This window comes from Halobacillus faecis (assembly GCF_007991335.1).
GTDB lineage: Bacteria > Bacillota > Bacilli > Bacillales > Halobacillaceae > Halobacillus > Halobacillus faecis.
In genome coordinates, this window is the sequence record NZ_BJYD01000024.1 from 86,972 (window position 1) to 109,811 (window position 22,840).

Here is a 22,840-nt window from a genome sequence, read left to right on the forward strand (position 1 = left end):
GATTTCTTTTATAATACTTTACTTAAAAACTCCTGCGTTCTAGGATTTTGTGGGTTACCGAATAGATTATCTGGTACATCCTCTTCCATGATAATCCCTTCATCCATAAACAGTACCCGATCCCCGACTTCGCGGGCAAATCCCATCTCGTGGGTGACGACGACCATCGTCATCCCTTCCTGTGCCAACTCCTTCATAACGGCTAAGACGTCACCAACCAGTTCAGGGTCAAGCGCTGAGGTCGGCTCGTCAAACAACATGATGCTTGGTTCCATCGCTAGTGAGCGGGCAATCGCTACACGTTGTTTCTGCCCGCCGGAAAGGCTCTCGGGGTAAGCGTCCGCTTTGTCACTCAGGCCGACTTTTTCAAGCAGCGGACGGGCCACTTTTTCTGCTTCTGCTTTCTTCATTTTTTTCACCTTAATGGGACCGATTGTAATGTTATCCAGCACGGTCTTGTGCGGAAACAGGTTAAAGTGCTGAAACACCATTCCGACACGAGAGCGTACATCATTAATATTGATTTTAGGATCAGTCAGGTTGTCGCCTTGAATGATGACTTCTCCGGAAGTGACTTCTTCAAGCAGGTTCAAGCACCGTAAAAACGTACTCTTCCCAGAACCTGATGGCCCGATGACACAGACCACTTCCTTCTCTTTGATTTCTGCATTGATTCCTTTCAACACTTCATTGGAACCGAATGATTTATGCAAATCTTTGACGGTAATCATTACACATCCAGTCTCCTTTCAACTCTTCTCAAATACACCGCAGTCGGTACCGTGATAATCAAGTACATCACACAAACCATCGTCAATGCCTGGAAGGCTTGGAAAGTCATTCCGTAATACTGTTGTCCCATGTAAAGCAATTCTCCTACAGCGATAACGGAGAAAAGGGACGTATCCTTTAAGCTGATGACGAATTGGTTACCAAGCGGTGGAATCATTCTTCTAAAAGCTTGCGGCCAGATGATGTAACGCATCGTCTGATTTCTTGTAAGACCGATCGAACGTCCAGCCTCTTCCTGTCCTTTATCAATCGAGTAAACCGCTCCTCGTACGATTTCCGCTATGTAAGCACCAGCATTAATGGCAATCGCTATGATGGAGGCCGTAATTTTATCAATATTGATTCCGGTCAGATCCGATAGACCGAAATAGATGAATAAAATTTGTGCTAAAATCGGGGTCCCGCGAACCGCTTCAACGTAAACCGTCGCAAGTCCGTATATGATTTTATTTTTCGACAAACGTGCAAACCCAAAGACGGCCCCGAGAACGAATCCGAAAATTAATCCAACGAACGTGATGAGTAGTGTCCATACCAGTCCCTCAAGCAAAAACGGCATGACACGAAAATAGTGCGATTCCGTAATGAACTCCATATATGTATTCTCTCCTTGTGTTTTGAATGGTGTTATGGTTCATGCCAGTATTCAATTCATGGAAAAAAGCGTAACAAGCCAATCACTTGCTACGCTTTTCTGATCAGCTTCTCTCTATTACTCCGAAGATTCTGTGCCGTATTTACGCTCACCGAACCATTCTTCGTAGATGTCATCATATGTGCCATTATCAATCAATGTCTGCAATGCTTCATTTACATCGCTGACAAGTTCAGAATCCTTAGGAAAGGCGATTCCATATTGCTCACCCTGCAAAATGTCACCCGCTGTTTTTAAGCCTTCAGAGTCATTGGCTACGTAGTACTGGACGTTAGGAACGTCATACATAACCGCATCTAAACGACCAGACTCAAGGTCCATATAAGCTTCAACGATCCCAGGGAATGTAATTAACTCTGCATCCGGGTGGTTTTCTCTGATGTACGTTTCACTTGTCGTACCAGAACGAGTCCCCACCTTTTTGCCCGCAAGATCATCTTCAGACTGAATTTCATCATTATCTGCGCTGACCGCAAGCATCAGACCAGCATCATAATAAGGATCAGAAAAATCGATGGTTTCTTTACGCTCTTCTGTAATGGTCATACCAGCAATACCAATGTCATAACGACCGGATTGCATACCAGCGACTACGCCATCAAACTTCATGGATTCAATCTCAATGTTGAACCCTGCTTCATCAGCAATCGCTTTGATCAAATCAATATCGAACCCTTCCATTTCACCCGTTTCCTCGTTCATGAATTCGAAAGGTACGAAGTTGTTATCCGTCGCTACTGTGTATGTTTCTCCACCGGAATCCCCCTCGGAATCTCCGGATGTTCCTGCTTCGCTATCACTGCCACAAGCAGCAAGAAGCATACTTAAAGCCATAACCATAATGAATAAGTACCATTTTGCTTTCATTCATTTTTCCCCCTTTTATTATGTGACTTCTATTATCTCAAATTTTACTACTCTTGCAAATTTTCTGAATAATACTTTTAACGCTTTTTTCGACTGAAAATAGCGATTCTATTAAACTTTTTGAATGATTGCTCACATTTTCTTTATATTTTGTCAATTAACTAATGATTACGACAAAAAATTAAGAAAAAAGGGGATTAATCTCAGTCTCACAGGGTAATAGGGTATAATAGGGGATAGTTCCTACTTTTGTGAAAGGGAAGGTTTTACATGTCGGAAGAAAATCATTTTGGATCTGAGCCATATTATTCTCTCAAGTCTGCGGCGCAAAAGATATTTGAGGTCATCGCACAGAGGCTCGATGTCCAGACGACCTACATCACAATGAAAGGCGAAAACTCCATGACCGTGCTGAGTTCATTAAATAAGCAGGAGGAGATCGTCCCTGAAGGATTTACGATTGATTACGAAGAAAGTCACTGCCGGTTAATCATTAATGATCAAGACCACATACTTAGAACAAACAATTTAATGGAAGACAAACTGACTCGCGAAATGGAAGCTTCTGCCCTTTTACAGGTGAAAGGGTACCTCGGTGTAACGCTGAAAGATCTAAAAGGGAATGTGTTCGGTACACTTTGTGTGATGGATAAAGAAGAGAAAAATTTCAACCAAGAAGATATCGAATTTTTACAAACCATTGCATCTGTCCTTTCTCATATGATTGAACTTGATCAGACTCATTATAATATGGGATTGATGAATGCACCGATCATCCCTATCACTGATGGAGTGTCTGTTCTACCTATCCAGGGCATTGTTGATGCAGGCCGTGCGGAGAAATTGATGGGGGATGTCCTTCGCTATGGAAAAGAACAGGATATTGATTATTTCGTGCTTGACCTGTCCGGATTAGTTGTTCGGGACCAATTTTTCTCCGAAATGTTACCGAAGCTGATTCACGCGTTACAAGTAATGGGCATCGACACAATGTTGACCGGTATTACCCCGGAAATAGCCCAGAAAGAAATCGAAGCCAATGTGCTGACTCAAACCAAACCGAAGACGGTTCCGAATTTGCAGACAGCTCTTTCAACAATCGGATTCAAACTAGTAGAAAGTCATTAAAACTCGCCCGATGGGCGAGTTTTTTGCCCCTATAGAAAAAGCTCCATCTTAGACCGATGGAGCTTGAGGGTGTTCCTCTATGTTATTTTTCTAATTGCTTTTTCTCAAACTCAATGACTTCCCCGGTCTGGCCATTAACAGTGACCTCATAGTCAAATTCCTCATCTTGGAATTCAAAGTCATAATGTCCATCGTCGATTTCCATATCTTTCATTTCACTGCCAGATGCTTTTTCTTTCGCAACTTTCTCAGCTTCTTCTTTTGTTACTTTCATATCTTCAGCTGAAGTTTCATTGGAATCGTCGTCATCATGCTCTACTTGTAAAACTTCTCCCGTGTTTGCGTCTATTTCCACTTCCACTTCTTTGCCATCTTCTGTCTGACCCTCAAACTCATAGACGGATATTCCATCCTCTTTATCTTTTTCTACCTTCTCAATCGTCAAACCATCGACTTCCTCTTGAGCGGCAGCTTCTGCCTCTTTTTGAGAAACATCCACTTCACTCTCAGAGAATTGATCATCTCCCGAAACAGCACTCACACCGAATGCTCCAACGCCTAATACAACAACACTCACAATACCGCCGATCAGCCATTTTTTCTTCATTTTATATCCTCCTCTTCGTTGTTCTACTATCACTATATCCACCCACGATGAGAACAAAGAAAGAGGAAAATGAGAATTTGATGAGAAATCAATCGTCCCAAGTGATGGACATAATGTCACCTGTGAGGGCATGGATTTGGATGGTTGCTTCTTCTCCACCCGACCGTTCGATTTCGACAAGGTAAAAAGCTAGATCGCCTTCTGCTTCAAAGTCAACGTCATCCACGTCCCCTTCGATTTCATTCAAGGCCACCGTCACTGCCTTTTCTTCTGTAATCGGCGGCTCTTGTGCATTTTCAGACTGACCTTCTGAGGATAAAGGTGGTTCGTCGTCCTTGAAATTTTCAAGCGTCCTCATATCAGAAATACGACCATCCACTTTTGAAACCGTCATTTCATAAATGCCTTCCTCTAGTTCTATGGTGGCCAGGTATTGATCTTCCATAGAAGTTAGATCTGTAATTTCACCATTGTATTGCGTTTGTATTTTCTCACGGATCTCCAATTCCGATAACGGTTCAGCACTTAGCTTTTGGTTCACCCACTGCCACCCTATGATGATTAAGAGAGCAAGCAAACCTATGGAAATCATCACTTTGAAACGGTTAGCCATAAAACTCCCTCCTCCATATCATCATACTCACTGAAAATGAGAATCCTCTGAGAGCAGCAAGCGAATCATAGCCGTCGTCCCCGCCCCTTTCTCACTGAAAAGATGAATGTCAGCCTTAAGAGCATGAGCCAGCTCTTCAGCTAGCGAAAGGCCTAATCCATACCCTTCGGTCCTGGATTCATCCACTTGGTAAAAGCGATCGAAGACTTTTTCAAGATCATTTTGTGACATCCCGATTCCTCGATCTACGACATGGATGGCTGCATGATTTCCTGCCTTCTCAACGTTCACCTTAATCTGCTCTTCACTGTACTTTCTGGCATTATCCATGAAAATATAAAGCAACTGCTTCAATTTCTGCTCATCGGTTATTAAATGAAGTTCTTGAGGGCAGGAAAGTTCAACTTTCCGTTGATAAGCTTTTTCAAAAGAAGCGACGGTTGTCTGCAGTAACTGGGACAGATTGACGGACTCAAATGACACATCCCAGTGTTCCTCTTTTCTTGCAAGGAGAAGAAGTTGTTCCGTAAGTTCACGCATGCGCTTTGCTTCCGAATGAATGGCTTCCACAGATTCTTGAAAAAGTTCTTCCTCCTGCTTTCCTCTTCTCTTCAAAAGACTTGCATAGGACTCAATCACCGTCAACGGAGTTTTCAGCTCATGAGACGCATTAGAAACAAACTGCTCCTCCTTTTGATAATTCTCTTCAAGTTGAACGATCATTTTGTTAAACGTGTCAGCCATTTGAGCTAACTCATCTTTGGACTTCCCTTCATAAGAAATTTTTTTAAATTGACCGCTACCCCTAATTTGCTGCATCGTTTGAATCAATGAGCGAATCGGATTGACAATCAACCGGCTTAAAAGTCTTGATGAAAGGAAAAACGGAATCATTGCGAGAAGAGCAACGGTGATGAGCACAATTCTAAGAATATTTAAATTTTGTGCCGTGGCCTCCAGACTTCTCGTCAGCTGAAAAGAAACGATTTCCCCGTTTGTCCACACGATTGGAATGGATACAAAAGCATAAGGAACACCTTCGTACGTTCGAACCTCCGTTTTTTCCCCTGCATCATATGGATACGCTTGTTCAATCAGGTTCTCCTGGATCCCTCCCGTCAAACTGACTTCCGAAGTACCGTCTGGAAGGACCAGCCGGATCATGCCATTGGCAGGAACATAAGCCCTCAGGATGTCGGCGGACAGAGAATCACCAGAACGCTCATTGATCCCGGTCACAATGCGCTCCGCTTCAAGTCTCGTTTGGTCCACATCACTGTCATAAACAATCTTACTGAAGGAAAAATAAACCGCCGCACTGATCAGCACAAGAAGGATAATGAACAGACCGGTCGTATAAAATTGAATCCGATTCCCGAGCTTCATCGCGGATCCTTCAGCACATAGCCGACTCCTCTGACCGTATGAATCAGCTTTGGCTCGTATCCTTTATCCATTTTGTTGCGTAAATACCGAATATACACGTCTACGATATTTGTGTCTCCATAATATTCATAGCCCCATACTCCTTCGAGAAGCTGATCTCGGTTCAGCACTTGTCGCTTGTTTTTCATTAAGTAAACGAGAAGAGAGAACTCCTTCGCCGTCAGTTCGATCTCTTCTTCCCCACGGTGGACTTCATGGGTTCTTTCATTCACATAAAGGTCAGCAATTTTCATGTGATGCTGGTTAGACTTTGTACGTAAAGCTACACGTATCCTCGCCAGCAGCTCCTCAATATCAAAAGGTTTCGTTACATAATCATTCGCTCCTAAATCGAGACCCATCACTTTATCACTCACCGCATCTTTCGCTGTCAGCATAATGACAGGAGTCTTCTCATCGTCAGAACGCACCCTTTTCAAAAGGTCCGTGCCACTCAAGCCCGGTAACATGAGATCCAGAAGAAGCAGGTCCCACTTTTGTTCACGGTAAAGCCTTAAACCTTCCATGCCATCATGAGCTTTCGTCACACGATAACCTTCATATTCAAGCTCCAACTCCAATACTCGAGCTATTTTTGTTTCATCTTCAACGACTAATATACTAGGTTTGCTCAATGCTCATCCCTCATTTGTTTTGTTGCATTCATTCTAGCATATGGGTGGGAGTGGCCTGAAATATAAGATAGGAATCGTTGTCCTTTTGTCGTACTATTAAGTAGAAAGGACGGATGCCATGATTATTAAGCAGCGAACATTTCCACGAGACATCGAACAACTGCAAGCAATAGAACGACGCCTCGGTGCAAACCATCCCCAACTGCCAAAAGTCAAAGAACACCTCAAAAACCGCCTCTCCGGACACAAGGGAGAGCTCGCTCTCAACTTCCCACTCTCGTACCTCCCTGAAAACTACCGAATTTTTCATCACCTGCGTCTCTATGACGGCACCCACTTTTTCCAAATCGATTGCCTGATTTTGACGGACCAATGGATTTTGATTGTTGAAGCAAAGAACATTGGAGGAGAGTTGTTTTACAATCAACGATTCAACTTCCTTTCCAGAACATGGGATGATGGACCACAAACGTTTTCTGACCCTGTCCTTCAAGTGAGGAGGCATCGAAGACAGTTACAGCAATGGCTTCATTCAAAAGGTTTTCCCGACATTCCTATTTACTGCCTCGTTGCCAACAGTCATCCTGGTACCTCGATAAATACCGATGATCCTTCCCTTGATATCGTAATCCGCACGGAAGCTCTGCCGGAAAAGGTAGAGGAAATTGCAACAAAACACAATGGCATGGACTATAGATGCAGCCATTTGGTGTCGGATAAATTGATTAATAGCCATTCTGACTACCACAAAGATTATACAGAGCTATTCCACCTACAAAGTCACGAATATAAGAAAGGCGTCTTTTGTACAGCTTGTCAAAAGCTGCCTATACACCGATTACATGGGACTTGGGGTTGTGAAAATTGCAGACGTAAAAACCCAACGGCTCATATTCCATCTTTGAAGGATTATTTCTTATTAAATGGAGCAGAGATTACTAATAAAGGTTTAAGAGACTTCTTATTGATAAACTCACCTAATATAGCAAAAAAAATCTTGACGGATATGAATTTAGAAACATACGGAAACAATAAAGGGAAAGTATATCTACTAGGTTTTTACTAAAACTCAATAACGTTAATTGAATCCATCTCGTTAAATACTGATATAATGGCTTAAATGCTGATATATCTCTGCAAATACTGATATATTGCTGAAAACACTTGATATAATGGTTAAAATGCTGATAAACCCCCACCCAAACACAAAAAAGACGACCTCATCAAGAGATCGCCTCACCACTTCGGCCTAGGATCAGCCTCCACCAATAAATCTACCAAATGTACAGCATCCATTCCCAAACCTTCACGCTCCACCCCAAGCTTCATCTGTAAATGACAACCGGGGTTGGAAGTCACGACACCACCAGCTCCCGTGCCACATACATCCTGCATTTTCACATTCAAAATATCCATGGCATCTTCATAGTTTACGATATTGTACACGCCTGCCGATCCGCAGCAAAATTCCGGCCGCTCCAATTCCCGCAGCTCAACACCAGGTATGCGACGAATCAAATCAAGCGGTTCACTCGTCACCTTCTGCACATTGCGCAAATGACAGGAAGGCTGATAGGTAACAGTCCTCTCAAGCTCTTTTTCAAACACAAGCCCGTCCAACTCGACAAGCACTTCAGAAATATCCCGCACACGATCAACAAACCGCTCCGCACGCTCGTGCCACTCCGTGCCCTCATCAAACATATGCGCATACTCGACCAGCCGCGCGCCACAGCCACCAGCATTATTGACGATATAATCGAAGCCTTCTTCCTCAAAAGCTTCAATATTCCGCTTCGCAAGTTCTATCGACTGATCGACTTTTCCCGTGTGAGCGTGAAGAGCCCCGCAGCACGTCTGCCCTTCTGGAAAAACAACTTCCGCGCCGCTCCGAAGTAAAAGCTCCACCGTATTCTGATTCGTTTCAAAAAAGACGCTATCCATGACGCATCCTTTAAAGAATCCAACCTTTGCCGCAGCCGGCCGCTTACGTACATACCGATCCGCACGGGCACGGCGGTTTCTCGGTCCAGGCATACTCGGCAAAGCTGCTTCAAATTCATGAATCCGAAGCGGAGCTCTTTTCGTCAATCCAAAGCGCTGGGATACCTTTTGTAATCCACTCTTCTGATAAAGCCAAGTTGCATTCCCCAACGTATTCATCCATTTGGAAGAAGGAAAGAACGACTGGAATAAGAAATCCTCCACTAGCCCGCGTGGTCGTTCCTCATCAATCACACGCTTGGCTCCTTCAAAAATCTCTCCATACTGAACGTTTGTAGGACAGACGGTCGTACACGCCATACAGCCAAGGCACTTCTCAATCGGCTCCTTCAAATCTTCGACAGACGCTTTTCCTTCAGCAACCATCTTCACAAGATTAATGCGCCCTCTCGGTGAATGGGTTTCTTTTTCCATCGTTTCATAGGTAGGGCAGGCCGGTAGACAGTAGCCGCACTGGACACAGTCAAACGTCTTGTCATAGTTCAGGCGTTCCTTCAGCGAATTAGTCATGGTGCAGCACCAACTTTTGCCCCTTTTCAGGAAAAACTTTGCCCGGGTTCAAGATGCCATTCGGGTCCCAGCTGTCCTTGATCCGCTTCATCATATCAAGACCGACCTCACCGAGCTCAAGCTCCATAAACGGCGCCTTCATCGTACCAATGCCGTGCTCGCCGGAAAGCGTGCCGCCAAGATCGAGGGCGGCCTGGAACATGTCTTCCACCGCACGTTCAACAAGCTTCATCTCTTCTACATTTCGTTTGTCGCATAAAATGTTCGGGTGCAGGTTGCCGTCTCCCGCATGGCCAAAAGCGACCACGTCGAGGCCGTACTTTTCTTTGATGATCTCTAACCGGTCCATAAAGTCCGGGATCTTGCTCCTCGGAACGGTCGCGTCTTCGGATACTTTCGTCGGCTTAATCTTCGCAATCGCAGGTGACACTTGCTTACGTGCATGCCAAAGTTTGGCCGCTTCCTCATCACCTTTAGGAATGATGATTTCTTTCGCGCCCATCTCTTCCATAATCCCCTCAATCAGGCCCCGCTCGACACGCAGCGTTTCCGGATGTCCATCCAGCTCAATGATGATGACGGCAGCTGCATCGACAGGCAGACCGACCGGCTGGAAGTTTTCGACGGCTACGATACAGGCTTGATCCATAAATTCCATCTTGGCTGGCAGAATTCCTGAAGTTAGCGTCTGGGAGATGGCCTCCCCTGCTTTTCGCACATCGTCAAAAGCAACCATGATCGTCTGAACAGCGGGAGGCTTCGGCATCAGCTTCAACGTAGCCCCGACGATGACGCCAAGTGTTCCTTCCGATCCGACGATCAGCTTCGTTAAATCAATACCCGTAACATTCTTAATCGTTTGACCACCCGTCTTAATGATTTCGCCTTCAGGGGTCACGACCTCCAACCCGAGTACGTGATCCTTCGTCACTCCATATTTCAGTCCCCGGGGACCGCCGGAGTTTTCCGCAAGATTGCCGCCAATCGTTGCTACATGGGCACTGCTTGGATCGGGGGCATACATCAGCCCGTGTTGTTCGGCCGCTTTATTGATGTTTCCGGTCAAGACACTCGGCGTCACTTTCACCGTCAAGTCGCGAGGACTAAGATCGATAACCGCAGGATATTGAGACATATCCAAAACAATGCCGCCATGAACAGGAAGAGGGCCGCCGCTCAGACAAGTGCCGGAACCACGTGGGTGAACCGGTACTTTGTAACGATTGGCAAGCTTCAGAACATCAGCGACTTCCTGCTTTTCTTTCACCTGTACCACAGCATCCGGTAAGTGTTCCCCAAAAGAAGCATCAAAACTATAACTATGACGGTCGGCCAGGGACGTTAAAACACGCCCTTCCGGAAGCAGAGATTGCAGCTCTTCCAACCACTTTTCCATACGATGATTCCTCCTTATCCCTTCGTTTTCTTCCCTTTCAACAAATCCATGACGTCGGTAATTTCATGAAAGTACTCGGAGGCCTTGTCCCATTGTTCTGTGACGACATTGACGAAAAGAATGTCGATCATATGTAACTGGGCAAGACGGGAAGATGTAGCTCCACTTCGAAATGGTGCAGGGATCTCCCTTGAAGCGGAAATGTACAACGATACATCCGCATGTTCTGTAACAGGAGACTGGCCATAACGTGTCAAACTAATGGTGCGCGCTCCCTTTTTCTTTGCAATTTCCATAATCTTCGCTGTTTCATAGGTTTCACCGGAAAAAGAGATGCCAAAGACGACATCATTCTCCGTTACGTTGGCAATGTTCATCGCCGCGTTATGCATATCTGTAAAAGCAGAGGTCGGCTTGTTCATCCGTAAAAACTTCTGTTGGGCATCCTGAGCGATAATCCCCGACGCTCCTACACCGAAAAAGTGAATGGCACCCGCTTCGTTCAACAGCTTCACCGCTTCCGATAACGTTCGGTAATCCACCATTTCCGTCGTTTCACGGATCGCCTGCAGACTGTTGCTCGTTATTTTTTCAACAATGGAATCGGAAGGCTCTCCCGGTTGAATGTCCCGATACCTCGCCTCTGGTTTCTTTTGCAAATCCCCGGAGATCCTTAATTTCAATTCCTGCAGCCCCTTCAGGCCAAGAGACTTGCACAACCGGATGACAGCCGCGCTGCTTGTGGAGCTCAGTTCGCCGAGCTGTGTCGCCGTACAGTGGATCGCTTCATGAGGCTGATCCAAAATGAATTCGGCGATCTTTTTTTCAGAAGGCGGAAGCTTATCTTTCATTTCATTTAAAATGACAAGACCGCCGGTTAGAGAATTCTTCATTTGTTTCACCACACTTATCCTTTAATGGCTCCTTCAGTCATTCCTTTAACAATTCGGCGTTGGAAAATCGCATACAAAACGATGACCGGTACGATGGCAATGACAAGGCTCGCAAACAGCGTTCCCCATGCATTCGTATATTGTGTTTCATTACTAATATAATCAATCGCAAGAGCAAGCGTATAGTTTTCCTCCGATTGCAGGAAGATGAGCGCCATAAAATACTCATTCCAAAACTGAATCATATTCATAATCGTAACGGTAATGATCCCGGTTGTCGAAAGTGGCGTAATGATTTTCCACAGGATGCCGTACGGCGACATTCCATCGATCGCAGCCGCTTCTTCAAGAGATTTTGGAATCGTTGCCATGAAACTCGTCAAAACGAAAATACTGAACGGTAGTTGGCTGACCGCATAAACAATACTGAGTCCCAAAATGTTATCCAACAGATTCAGCTGCATCAGTAGGAAGAACAACGGAATCCAGCCGAGGACCATCGGAATCATCATCGCTGAAATATACAGTGTGAACAACAAGCGGTTCCCACGAAAACGCATGCGTTCTAACGCATAAGACGTCGGAATCGCCATCGCAAGGGTCAGGGTTGCTCCAAGACCGGTGACGATGAAACTGTTGAACACACTCGCATCGATATTGTAGTTGCTCCACGCATCGACGAAGTTACTGAAACTGAACGATTCCGGCAGCCCCCATGGATTGGCGTAAATTTCTGCGTTGGATTTGAATGCCCCCAACACCATCCAGAAAATCGGATATAAGACGGCCAGAGACCAGATGATCAATGGGATACGTACAATCGTCCTTGAAAAAATACTCCCTTTTTGCACTCTATTCCCCTCCTGTCTGTTAATACTCCACTTTCTCTCTTCTCATCAGGAACTGCATAATCAAAACGGTCAAGAGAGACAAAATTAAAATCATAACCCCGATCGTCGCCCCGTACCCAAAATTGTATTTGACGAAAGCCTGTTCATATAAATAGGAACCCATCACGTGTGTCGAATTGTTCGGGCCACCTTTGGTCATGACCTGGACGATAATGAAGGATCCGTTCAAGGTCGTAATGATGATGTACAAAATGGAGATCTTAATTTGTGGCCAGATCAGCGGTAAAGTCACTTTCCAAAACTGCTGCCACTCGGTCGCCCCATCGATTTCTGCTGCTTCATAATAACTTTTCGATATGTTGGAAATCCCGCCCATCAGCATGAGCATAAACAATCCGATTCCTGCCCAGACAGAAGGTAATACAAGACTTGGCAACGCCCAGTCTTCACTCCCGAGCCATGGTCGCGTCCAGCTCTCAAGACCAATCAATTCGAGGCCTGAGTTTACTAAACCGAGACTTGGATTATAGATGAACATCCACAAAATCCCGATGACGACGACGGACATGATATTGGGAAAGAAGAAGACAATTCGGTAAAACGGCGCCTCCTTAATCTTCATTTGAGTTAAGGCTACCGCAAAAAAGGTTGATAGAATCATGATGCCGAACACTTTTGTAATGACAAGGAAGTAATCATGCCAGATCGTACTTGGGATAATATCATCGCTGAATAACCGACGGTAATTATCAAAACCTACGAACTCGGCGAGTGAAGATGCCCCCGACCATTTGAAAAAGGAATAATAAAGACCATTGAACAAGGGGTACAACGTGAACACGGCAAACAATAGGAATGTCGGAACAAGACAGAAGGCAAGGAACAAGTTCCGTTGTCGTTTGGACTGGACCATTTACAACCACCTCTTTTTCTAGTTTGAATATGTTTTTACTAGCATAAGTCAAGCAACAGCAGGATGACTTTCCCGCGGTTGATTGGCTTATGCCTTTAAGAAAAATGGAATGTGAAGACGTCCGCCTCCACATTCCACTTGTTCTTTACTCCAAACTGCTGCGGTATTCCGCTGCCGCTTGTTCAGCTTCCTCGACGAACTCTTCGGCTGTAATGTTACCGAGCATCAAAGAAACGAGCGAGTTGCTGATCGGCGTTTCAAGCTCTGAACTCATCGGGTGTGGCTTTTGGTAAATCTGGACTTGCTCAGGATCATTGATCATCTGGTTCGCATCAATCAAGAATGAAGGAACTTCCTCACTGGAAGCAAGGTCGACTCCTTGCAAGTTCATGATCGCTCCCGTATGTTCAGAGAAACTCTTCGCATATTCTTTTGTGAAAACAAATTCGACAAATGCTTTTGCTGCTTCTGGATTTTCTGCTTTTTCCGCAATGGCTAGTGGACGCAAGTCTGGAACAATCGCAGCTGGTTCACCTTCATCCTGCATCGGAGAAGGAATGAATCCATATTCGAAGTCTTCCGGCGTATCATTCGCCATTTCATTCGGCAGCCAGAAACCGACTGGAATGAATGCATTGTCATGAAGCAGGAAGTTCATTTGGGACTGTGTATGGTTCAACGCACCAAAACCGGAATCAATCATGCCTTCTTGCTGCATCTGCTCCACTTTTTTCATGACATTAAGGACAGGTTCACTCGTCCAGGCACCTTCTGCACCTGTAATGACGTCATTAAGTAACTCGTCGCCACCAGCTGCACCAAAGGCAGGGTAAAGCATGCCGCGTAGGAAGTAGTATGGATATTGGCCTGTCGTTACGAAAGGTTCAATACCTTCATCTTCTTTGATTTGACTCATCGTATCCATGAAGCTCGGGAAGTCTTTCGGTACATCCCAATTGTTTTCTTCAAACCAGGCATTGTCATACCATGTGCCCCAAGTATCAAAGACAAGTGGTAAGCTGTAGATCTCTCCATCGTATTTAGCAGGGTCAACAATGAAACTTTCACCTAGAGCGGAGCCATCTTCAAGCTCAACGCCGCTCAACCATTCCGTCAAGTTCATAAGCTGACCATCTTCAACCATCTGTGTTTCACTAGAACCGGCACCATCAATATAGACGACATCAGGTGGATCATCGGATACCCAGCGTGAACGCATTTCTTCATTAATATTAGGTCCTGCATGTTCCGTGATCGAAACATCCGGATATTCTTCCTGGAAATCAGCAATGACTTCTTTCCACCAAGAATCTCCATAACCACCGACAAAGTACTGAATTTCAAGCTCTCCCGAAACTTCACCGGATTCACCAGATTCCGAAGACCCCTCAGAACTGGACTCTTCCTCTGTGCCCTCGCTGTCCGTTTCTTCCGTCCCTGCTCCTGGTGCACAACCGACCAACAACAAGAAAGCGAACAAAACCGCCATCATCAACCAAGCAGATGTTTTCCGCCACATGTTCAACATAAGCTCCCCCTTTTTGATTGAGTAATTTATTTGAAACCATGCAAAATGGTCTTCAAATCGTTAAGATTCATCCATGGCCTTTCTCAAATTGCTCTCATTCGCCTGAAGCATTTGTTTTGCTTCCTCATAAGAAACGCTCCGCTTCAGCATGACGATCGCCGGCTTCACTTGCAGCTTCGCTCTTTTCAACGTATCCTCCGCTTCCTCATAAGTCGCTGAGGTACATTCCATCAAAATGCTTTTGGCTCGTTCTCTCAATTTATGGTTGCTTGCATGAACGTCCACCATCAAATTTTCATAGACCTTTCCGAGTTTGACCATTGCCGTCGTGCTCATCATGTTCAACACCATTTTGTGAGCCGTCGCCGCTTTCAACCGTGTCGAACCTGTCAAAACCTCAGGTCCGACCACAACCTCGATGGGGCAATCGGCATAATCACTGATTTCGGAACGATGGTTGCAGGATAAAGAGATGGTATAAGCCCCGACCGAGCGTGCGTGTCTAAGAGCGCCTATCGGATAAGGAGTCCGGCCACTCGCCGTAATCCCGACCACGATATCGTCTGAGGTGAGTTTTTTTGTTTTCAAATCTGTTTCTCCTTGAGCTGCATCGTCTTCGGAATTCTCTTTTGCTTTCGTAAACGCAGAGCCGCCACCCGCCATCACAGCTTGAACCATATCAGGATCCACCTGGAAAGTCGGCGGACATTCAGATGCGTCCAAAATGCCGAGACGACCGCTCGTACCCGCTCCTACATAAAAGAGTCGCCCTCCTTTTTTCAACGAAGCGGAAATATGGTCCACTGCTTTTGTAATCGCCGGCAAAACTCGTTTGACAGCTTCTGCAACTTTGTGATCTTCTTCATTCATGACTTTCAAGATTTCCGATGTGGTCATCTCATCCATGTTTTTTGTTCGTTCATTTCGTTGCTCTGTTGTTAGGAACGTCAAGGAATTCGTCACCTTTGGCACCACCTTTGATTAATTTTCAGGAATTGCTAACAGCGCTGCTCCAAACTCAGGTGGAGCATAAGGCTCTCTATATACACCTAACCTTTTTGTTTCGATCTGCTGGATGAAATGCTGTTTCAGAACTTTTGAGTGCTTGAAAATAGACCCAGCTGCTGTAATGGTTGTATCTCCTTTAAAACCGCGGCGAGCGATACTTTCTACATGTAAAACGAGCTCATCGGCTGCTTCTTTCAAAATCTTCACCGCAACTTTATCCTTTTGTTTCGACGCTTCTATGACACATGTCGCAAGCCTAGCGATCTCGTGTTTTTCATGAGGCCTCCCATAAATGTGACGGACAAGATCTTCAGGCTTATGGAGGTTTAACTTCGCTAATAGAAGAGGAGTCATAAGGGTTTCTTCTCCACGTCCATCCGCTGCCTTCGCCACATTTGATAACGCTTTCAAAGAAAGATAATATCCACTTCCTTCATCACCGATCAGATGGCCCCAGCCTCCACATTTATGGATTCCCCCTTCAAGATCGACACCAACAGCATTCGACCCTGTCCCTGAGATGACAAGTATCCCCGACTCATCTTTAAGGGAAAGCGCTCCTTTCAGCGCAGCTAAACTATCGGATCCAATAAATGAGTTTAAATTTTCAGAAAATGATAAATTACAAAAAATATTCTGCACAATCTTCTTCATTTTATCTTCGTCCTCTGGTCTTCCAATACCAGCAAGTCCGAAGCCAATGCCTATGATTTGTGCAGAGTCTACGTTGAATGTTTGTAATCCTTTTTCAATAAGAGCCGTTAAACGATGACCCGCTTCCTCAAAACCAATCTGATGAGGGTTGGTCCCCGGCCCTTGGATGACTTTTGGTTGTTTCGGGTATGTACAATGATTTGCTTCAAGGAACAGGCACGTGGTTTTCGTCCCGCCTCCGTCTATTCCAATCACATAGTTCATGGATTTCCTCCAAATCTTTGTTGGCTTTATTATAGAATTTTTGAATTTTTATGTCAACATATGTTTTAAAAATTTGTAATTATATTTCAGTTAGACACAATATGGTACTAATTGTAAGTCATGAATAACTTAATGAAATACGGACAACTTGTGGAGAAAACCTTACTAAAAAGAAACACTAGAATGAAGCTAAATTTATTGATTGTAATATGATAATATGATCAGTTTTGTTTAAGAGGAGGAAACAGGATACAGTACAAATTATGATAGAGATATCGAGGACGGAGGTTTCTTCCTTGGAGATGTGAATTATACGATTGGGTAAGCGGGGAAAGATTGTTGGTGAGGTAAACTTATAAAATATGAAAGTATTAAATGCTATTGAATTAGGAGGGTCTTATATGGGTGAAAACACAGCTAAAAAAATGAAAAAACTCCGCCTTTTCACAACGGAGTTTTTCATTTTTTAATGTGTTTTTGTTGAGTTATCTTTCCATGTATATAAATCGGAGTGGGGCTTCTTTAAGGGTTTATTTTTTCGCGAAAATCTCTCAAGTTATCTGTTGGAAGGATACCTATCCTGGGAATTTCGTATCTACTCTCACCAGGCCTAGCTACACCTTCTACCACCGTAAACGCCATGCTATATCCTGATTTATTCAAAACTTCAATAGCTTCTGTCCCGTATTCACCGTAAGGGTAAGCAAATGCTTTATGGCTGATGTTCAGATTGGTATCACTGCGGTTTAAGTCTCTTTCAATCTCCGTCTTGCTCCTTGTCACCAAGAATGCTCCACCCTCAGGTGCCCTTTGGTGAAAGTTGTAGGTGTGGCTTTGAAATTCAAATACTCCACAGCTCTCATTTAGGTCTCTTAAACTCAAGTATTGACCTTGCTCGACTTTAAATGGTTCATCATCGCTAGTAATCTTACTGGTAATTAAGAAATTCACTGCTGTAAATCCAAACTTATCCAGTACTGGAAAAGCCACATGGAAATTATCTTTGAAACCATCATCGAATGTAAGAAGTACGCTCTTCTCTGGGACTTCTATATCCTTATCTACAAAACCCTCAAATTCCCTTAAAGTTAATATAGTAAAACCCTCATTGTACAAAAATTCCATCTGGGATTGGAATTCCTTCTCCAAGACTATCGTGGTATAAAGATTCCCTTCTTCATCATAATGAATTGGCTCTAAGTCTTCCTCGGCGATAATCCTATGGTACATTAAAACAGGTACGCCTTTAGCAGCACGATCTATGTTAAAGGTGCGGACATCTTCAGTCCACTTTTGACATGATTGAATGTCAAAGGATTGGTCTTCCGGGAAATGTGTTGTCGAAGAAGCACCCGAAAATTGGTCGACATAAAAAATGATGACTGAGGAAAATATGCAAATAAACGATAAAGTGAATAGAATATTTGATCCGTATTTTTTCATACTCACCATCCTATTAGTCAAAGGTCTGATAACTAACTCCAACTCTTCTTGAAACATTCCACCCTTTACGGTTTTTAAAGTATAAAATCGTCCCTGAGATGACGAATAGTAAACCAAGAAGGCGATAAGTAACAATTTCTAGCGGTATAAATACAGCCAACCTTCCATAATCCTTACTTTTGTAACGGATATCGAATCTTCCTCCAATTAGTAAAGCGGCTATGCTCTGATAACAAGCTAAAATAAATGTGAATGTAAGCAACATAGCAGCAATCAACAATGTTTCTGGATTCAATAATATTGTCAACGGTATGAATACCATAATAAACGCATTCAGAGTTCCCAATAATAGAGAATCTAGAATCAAGTACAATGAAGCTCTTACACCCATCTTTCGAAAAAAGGAAGTGCGATAGGTCCAAATACAATCAATAAATGCTTTTTGCCATCGAATACGCTGACTGAGAAGATCCTTAAAGGTAGAAGGACATTCTGTATAGCAAATAGCTTGGGGTACAAAGACCATCCGGCTTTTTTTATATTTCATTTTAATTAAGCGCTGCATTCGTAAAGTAATATCCATATCTTCGCCTACTGTATTTCTATAGCCCTCAGCTTCAAACAATGCTTTTTTTCTAAACGCCCCAAATGCTCCTGCTATAACAGTCATAGATTGAAATTTTGATTGGGTCCACTTGTGTAAGTAAAAGGCGGTCATATACTGTATGATTTGGTACCTTATAATTCCTTTAGTTACAAAGCTCGGCTCAGGTTTATGATAACTGCCGCGATACCCTTGACCAATTTGCACAACACCACCCGCTGCAATAACACTTTCATCCATAAATGATGTATTTATAGCCTTCAAAGCATTGGAGTCTAATACACTATCCGCATCTAGGGTAATCACAATATCGCTCATTGCATATTCAATCCCAGCATTCAAAGCATCAGCTTTCCCTCCATTAGATTTGTTAATAACCCTAATGTTTGGAAAATGGCTTGACCGATAAACCCCTTGAATTATCTTGTGCTTCAGCTTTCCAACCGCGCTTGAACTCTCCAATTTCAGATCTAATAGAGAGTTTAACTTTTGGAAAGTATCATCTTTTGAGCCATCATTTACAAATATGGCTTCAAAGTGGTCATACTTTAAATTTTTTATTCCGTTTAAACAGTTCTCAATAATTTTTCCTTCATTAAATGCAGGGACTATAATGGAAATAGGTTTCTCTTTTTCTGCAAACTTCACTTTGTTCTCCATTCTTACTGAAAAAATAGGTACAAAGATATAAAGGACTTGGAAAACAACAAAGAGACTAAACAGTACCAATGTCACTAGTAACATTACTTTTCCTCCTTCTGAAATACCCTTACGTAGTCAATCAGGAATTGCTGAGGAAATTCTGTCTCTTCTCTAGGTGAACCTGGCCAATTCCCACCAATGGCCGTGTTTAAATATAAATACATTGGTTCATCAGGGATGACTGCTCCATCTCTTTTGTGAACGGCAAAAATCACCTCATCATCAACCATCCACTTAATCTCGTTGGTTGACCATTCTACTCCATATCTATGAAAGTCTTTTGAGTAATCGGACCCCTCATGATAAGAAGCTTTACTTCGAAGCTCTCCCTCTTCGTTTTCCCAGTGGAGCACGGTCCAAATTTTATTTGATTCATGCCCCAAATGTTCCATAATATCAATTTCAGGCAACCACACATTATCTTGATCAGGCATCATCCAGAATGCTGGAAATATCCCCTTACCTGTAGGTAATTTAGCTCTCATCTCTACCCTCCCGTAAAGAAAACTGAATTCACCTTTCGTGTGTAAGGCACCTGAAGTGTACTCCCTCCCCTTAAAGCGCTCTTTTTTACTAGAAATTATTAAGAACCCATCATCTAATAAAATATTCGAGGGAGTATAGTACTGTAGTTCGTTATTTTTTTCTGCTGCCCAATCTTCAGTAACCCAATTTTTTAAGTCATCTTTCTTTATGAATTCATTATGAAAAATTACTGACCATCCATCTGAAGTCACTGGAATCTTCTCTCCTAACAACGCTATTCTTTTCTTGTGTAAAGCTGAATCTTTGCTCATCCCCTTGAGGTCTAAAGGAACCAAAAATGCAAACATGATTAACATAACGATTGCGGTGGTTAAAATGCCTGATATTTTCAACACCTTCATAGGACTTATCCTAGCCTCTCGTTTTTTATTAAGATGATTTGTTCTTTAAAAAGAACGTTAGGGTTATTATAGTCCAAAACAGTATTTTTTCAAAGGGATAATATAGGGATATGGAATCATTATTTGTATGTTTTCAATGAATTTCTTCAATTTATTACTATTTTCTTTGATTTACATAAAAATAATATCAAATAAAAAAGAAGTTATCGGCTGAACCCGATAACTTCTTTTAGTTGGTGAACCTTACAGATCATAGAGATAAGTTCATCAATTAAGTTTAAAAAATGCGCTTCTAAAAAACTAAAGTTTGTGTAATTTGTTACATTCCTTATACATCATTTTCTTGGCACTTATATAACAAATAGCGGTGTTTTTGTTGAGTGGTACAAACAATACATCTCAACTTTTTGTGTCTGAAACTTAATTGGATTTCTTATACTCTCGCCTTTTTCCTACAGCAGTGCATCCGAAATATTTGAGATGGGCAGGTGTAGTTAATATATTGGATTATATTCTGTACACTGTTCCCTCATAAGAAGCTAATCCATCTCGATTAGCTTCCGCTTCATTAGTAATTACAATAGGCTTCCCTTGGATTTCTTTCAAGACCTCCTCATCTATTGCCACTTCTTCTGAAGAAAAGTTACAGACGACAAGAAGACTTCCTTCATCATCGACACGCTTGTAAGCAAAAACATTCGGATCTTCTCTCATTAACAGTTCAAAACGCCCATCTGTGATTAGATCGATCTCTTTTCTCAAGCGAATCAACTGTTGATAGAAATAGAAGACAGAGTTTTCATCTGCCAGGGCTTGCTCTGCATTTATCTCGTTATAATTCGGATTCGCCTGGATCCAAGGGGTTCCATCTGTAAAGCCACCATTTTCCGAGTCATTCCACTGCATCGGTGTCCGTGCATTGTCCCGCCCTTTCACGTAGATCGCTTTCATCAGATCTTCATGGGACCACCCTTGTTCCTTCTTCTCTTTGTACATATTTAAAAGCTCAATATTCCTGTATTCTTCAAGCGTTTCAAAGTGAACGTTCGTCATTCCAAGCTCTTCGCCTTGGTAAATATAAGGCGTTCCCTGCATCATGTGCAGACAGATGGCAAGCATTTTCGCCGATTTCACACGGTACTCACCATCATCACCGAAACGGGAAACGATACGCGGCTGGTCATGATTGTTCCAGTACAAGCTGTTCCAACCGACACCATGGAGCGCGGTCTGCCATTTTTCAAAATTCTCCTTCAATCTCACGAGATCAAGATTCGTCCAATTCCACTTATCCCCGTTCGAATCCAGATCCATATGCTCAAAGGTGAAGATCATATTCAATTCTTCATTCTCAGGATTTGTATAGCGTTTTGCATCTTCCGGAGAAGCCCCAGGCATTTCCCCTACCGTCATCACGTCATAGTTTGATAGAACTTCCTGATTCATTTCCTGCAAAAATTCATGAACACGTGGCCCATTCATAAAATAGGGACTTCCATCACCATTCTCTCCATCGGGATATTCCGGATCCTTAGAGATAAAGTTGATGACATCCATACGGAACCCGTCCATTCCTTTATCCAGCCAAAACTTCATCATGTCATAGATATCTTCCCTGAGCTTAGGATTTTCCCAATTTAAATCTGGCTGTTTTTTTGCAAAGATGTGCAAATAATAGTGACCTGTGGTTTCGTCATATTCCCAGGCAGGACCACCGAAAACAGAGGTCCAGTTTGTCGGTGGCTCTCCGTTCTCCTTGCCTTCTTTCCATATGTAATAATCGCGATATGGATTGTCCTTGCTCTTCGAAGATTCGACGAACCACGGATGTTCATCAGACGTGTGATTGACGACGAGGTCCATGACGAGCTTCATGTCTCTCTTATGAGCCTCTTCCAGCAATTTCTCCAAGTCTTCCATACGACCAAATAGATCATCCACTTGGCGGTAGTTGCGAATGTCATAGCCATTATCTTCTTGTGGAGAGTCATAGACTGGTGACAGCCAGAGAACATCCACGCCCAGCTCTTTCAAATAGTCCAGCTTTTCTATAATTCCAGGGATATCACCGATTCCATCCCTGTTCGTATCATTAAAACTCTTCGGATAAATTTGATAGACGACACTCTTCTTCCACCACTCATGCTTATTCATCTTTACCACTCCCTTATGAGAACCTTCTCATATAACCATAACGCATATCCGAGGTTCACTTCCATTATTTGTTGTACCAGGTCATACAGATATTGGAAAATATCAACTCAATAACCTACTGAATCTTCACAGAAAAGCGCTATGGTACATGATAAGCAAGTTGTAGACGGAAATAAATAATCTTACCGATCTGTTAGGCACCTGCTTCAGCTGATCACTATCACATAAACGATACAGAATTAGCTACTCATGTTTACGCTTACAAAAACTTGGATCAATTGGCATTAAACTCATTCATATTCCTCTA

The 22,840-nt window shown here is 43.2% G+C and carries 21 protein-coding genes; 2 read left to right on the forward strand and 19 right to left on the reverse strand.

Features of this window, described 5'->3' with window-relative positions:
• Positions 1-8: 8 nt before the first annotated feature.
• The 3 genes from HFA01_RS13405 to HFA01_RS13415 all read right to left on the reverse strand — a co-directional run bounded on the left by HFA01_RS13405 (position 9) and on the right by HFA01_RS13415 (position 2,314).
• Positions 9-731, reverse strand: a complete 723-nt coding sequence (locus HFA01_RS13405) for an amino acid ABC transporter ATP-binding protein (protein ID WP_146817064.1) — start codon at positions 729-731, stop codon at positions 9-11.
• Positions 731-1,387, reverse strand: coding sequence for an amino acid ABC transporter permease (locus tag HFA01_RS13410; protein ID WP_115822824.1), 657 nt, complete (start codon positions 1,385-1,387; stop codon positions 731-733). The genes HFA01_RS13405 and HFA01_RS13410 overlap by 1 nt, the downstream gene beginning before the upstream one ends.
• A gap of 117 nt (positions 1,388-1,504) precedes the next feature.
• On the reverse strand, positions 1,505-2,314 hold the full coding sequence (locus HFA01_RS13415; protein ID WP_146817066.1) for a glutamine ABC transporter substrate-binding protein: 810 nt from the start codon (positions 2,312-2,314) through the stop codon (positions 1,505-1,507).
• 270 nt (positions 2,315-2,584) lie between these two features.
• On the opposite strand from HFA01_RS13415, the gene HFA01_RS13420 reads away from it, so the two are divergent.
• Positions 2,585-3,442 (forward strand): STAS domain-containing protein, encoded by an 858-nt coding sequence (locus tag HFA01_RS13420; RefSeq protein ID WP_146817068.1) that lies wholly within the window; start codon positions 2,585-2,587, stop codon positions 3,440-3,442.
• Between the two features lie 82 nt (positions 3,443-3,524).
• On the opposite strand, the gene HFA01_RS13425 is transcribed toward HFA01_RS13420, so the two are convergent.
• The 4 genes from HFA01_RS13425 to HFA01_RS13440 all read right to left on the reverse strand — a co-directional run bounded on the left by HFA01_RS13425 (position 3,525) and on the right by HFA01_RS13440 (position 6,722).
• A complete protein-coding gene (locus HFA01_RS13425) occupies positions 3,525-4,049 on the reverse strand; it encodes a PepSY domain-containing protein (RefSeq protein WP_167506237.1) in 525 nt (174 codons plus the stop codon).
• A gap of 88 nt (positions 4,050-4,137) precedes the next feature.
• Complete coding sequence (locus HFA01_RS13430; protein ID WP_146817072.1) at positions 4,138-4,662, reverse strand: PepSY domain-containing protein; 525 nt, start codon at positions 4,660-4,662, stop codon at positions 4,138-4,140.
• Between the two features lie 27 nt (positions 4,663-4,689).
• Positions 4,690-6,048, reverse strand: a complete 1,359-nt coding sequence (locus tag HFA01_RS13435) for an ATP-binding protein (RefSeq protein ID WP_146817074.1) — start codon at positions 6,046-6,048, stop codon at positions 4,690-4,692.
• Positions 6,045-6,722, reverse strand: a complete 678-nt coding sequence (locus HFA01_RS13440) for a response regulator transcription factor (RefSeq protein ID WP_146817076.1) — start codon at positions 6,720-6,722, stop codon at positions 6,045-6,047. The genes HFA01_RS13435 and HFA01_RS13440 overlap by 4 nt, the downstream gene beginning before the upstream one ends.
• 118 nt (positions 6,723-6,840) lie before the next feature.
• On the opposite strand from HFA01_RS13440, the gene HFA01_RS13445 reads away from it, so the two are divergent.
• Positions 6,841-7,788 (forward strand): nuclease-related domain-containing protein, encoded by a 948-nt coding sequence (locus tag HFA01_RS13445; RefSeq protein ID WP_146817078.1) that lies wholly within the window; start codon positions 6,841-6,843, stop codon positions 7,786-7,788.
• A 170-nt stretch (positions 7,789-7,958) separates the two neighbouring features.
• On the opposite strand, the gene HFA01_RS13450 is transcribed toward HFA01_RS13445, so the two are convergent.
• The 12 genes from HFA01_RS13450 to HFA01_RS13505 form a co-directional block, all read right to left on the reverse strand.
• Positions 7,959-9,236, reverse strand: coding sequence for a (Fe-S)-binding protein (locus tag HFA01_RS13450; RefSeq protein ID WP_146817079.1), 1,278 nt, complete (start codon positions 9,234-9,236; stop codon positions 7,959-7,961).
• Entirely contained in the window at positions 9,229-10,632 is a 1,404-nt protein-coding gene (locus HFA01_RS13455; RefSeq protein WP_146817080.1) for an FAD-binding oxidoreductase, read from the reverse strand. The genes HFA01_RS13450 and HFA01_RS13455 overlap by 8 nt, the downstream gene beginning before the upstream one ends.
• A gap of 14 nt (positions 10,633-10,646) precedes the next feature.
• Positions 10,647-11,525: a MurR/RpiR family transcriptional regulator gene (locus HFA01_RS13460; RefSeq protein ID WP_146817188.1), complete on the reverse strand. Its 879-nt coding sequence runs from the start codon at positions 11,523-11,525 to the stop codon at positions 10,647-10,649.
• A gap of 14 nt (positions 11,526-11,539) precedes the next feature.
• Positions 11,540-12,376 carry a carbohydrate ABC transporter permease gene (locus tag HFA01_RS13465; RefSeq protein WP_146817081.1) on the reverse strand — a complete coding sequence of 279 codons (837 nt, stop codon included), beginning with the start codon at positions 12,374-12,376 and terminating at the stop codon, positions 11,540-11,542.
• A gap of 19 nt (positions 12,377-12,395) precedes the next feature.
• Complete coding sequence (locus HFA01_RS13470; protein WP_146817082.1) at positions 12,396-13,289, reverse strand: carbohydrate ABC transporter permease; 894 nt, start codon at positions 13,287-13,289, stop codon at positions 12,396-12,398.
• A gap of 145 nt (positions 13,290-13,434) precedes the next feature.
• Positions 13,435-14,817: an ABC transporter substrate-binding protein gene (locus HFA01_RS13475; RefSeq protein ID WP_146817084.1), complete on the reverse strand. Its 1,383-nt coding sequence runs from the start codon at positions 14,815-14,817 to the stop codon at positions 13,435-13,437.
• A gap of 60 nt (positions 14,818-14,877) precedes the next feature.
• A complete protein-coding gene (gene murQ / locus HFA01_RS13480; RefSeq protein ID WP_146817086.1) occupies positions 14,878-15,780 on the reverse strand; it encodes an N-acetylmuramic acid 6-phosphate etherase in 903 nt (300 codons plus the stop codon).
• Positions 15,781-15,798: 18 nt separating this feature from the next.
• On the reverse strand, positions 15,799-16,743 hold the full coding sequence (locus HFA01_RS13485) for an N-acetylglucosamine kinase (RefSeq protein WP_146817088.1): 945 nt from the start codon (positions 16,741-16,743) through the stop codon (positions 15,799-15,801).
• A 522-nt stretch (positions 16,744-17,265) separates the two neighbouring features.
• Positions 17,266-18,186 carry a polysaccharide deacetylase family protein gene (locus tag HFA01_RS13490; protein ID WP_167506238.1) on the reverse strand — a complete coding sequence of 307 codons (921 nt, stop codon included), beginning with the start codon at positions 18,184-18,186 and terminating at the stop codon, positions 17,266-17,268.
• 13 nt (positions 18,187-18,199) lie between these two features.
• Positions 18,200-19,534: a glycosyltransferase family 2 protein gene (locus HFA01_RS13495; protein ID WP_146817093.1), complete on the reverse strand. Its 1,335-nt coding sequence runs from the start codon at positions 19,532-19,534 to the stop codon at positions 18,200-18,202.
• Positions 19,534-20,379: a glycoside hydrolase family 16 protein gene (locus HFA01_RS13500; protein ID WP_146817095.1), complete on the reverse strand. Its 846-nt coding sequence runs from the start codon at positions 20,377-20,379 to the stop codon at positions 19,534-19,536. The genes HFA01_RS13495 and HFA01_RS13500 overlap by 1 nt, the downstream gene beginning before the upstream one ends.
• A 507-nt stretch (positions 20,380-20,886) precedes the next feature.
• Positions 20,887-22,533 (reverse strand): glycoside hydrolase family 13 protein, encoded by a 1,647-nt coding sequence (locus HFA01_RS13505; protein ID WP_146817097.1) that lies wholly within the window; start codon positions 22,531-22,533, stop codon positions 20,887-20,889.
• Between the last annotated feature and the right edge of the window lie 307 nt (positions 22,534-22,840).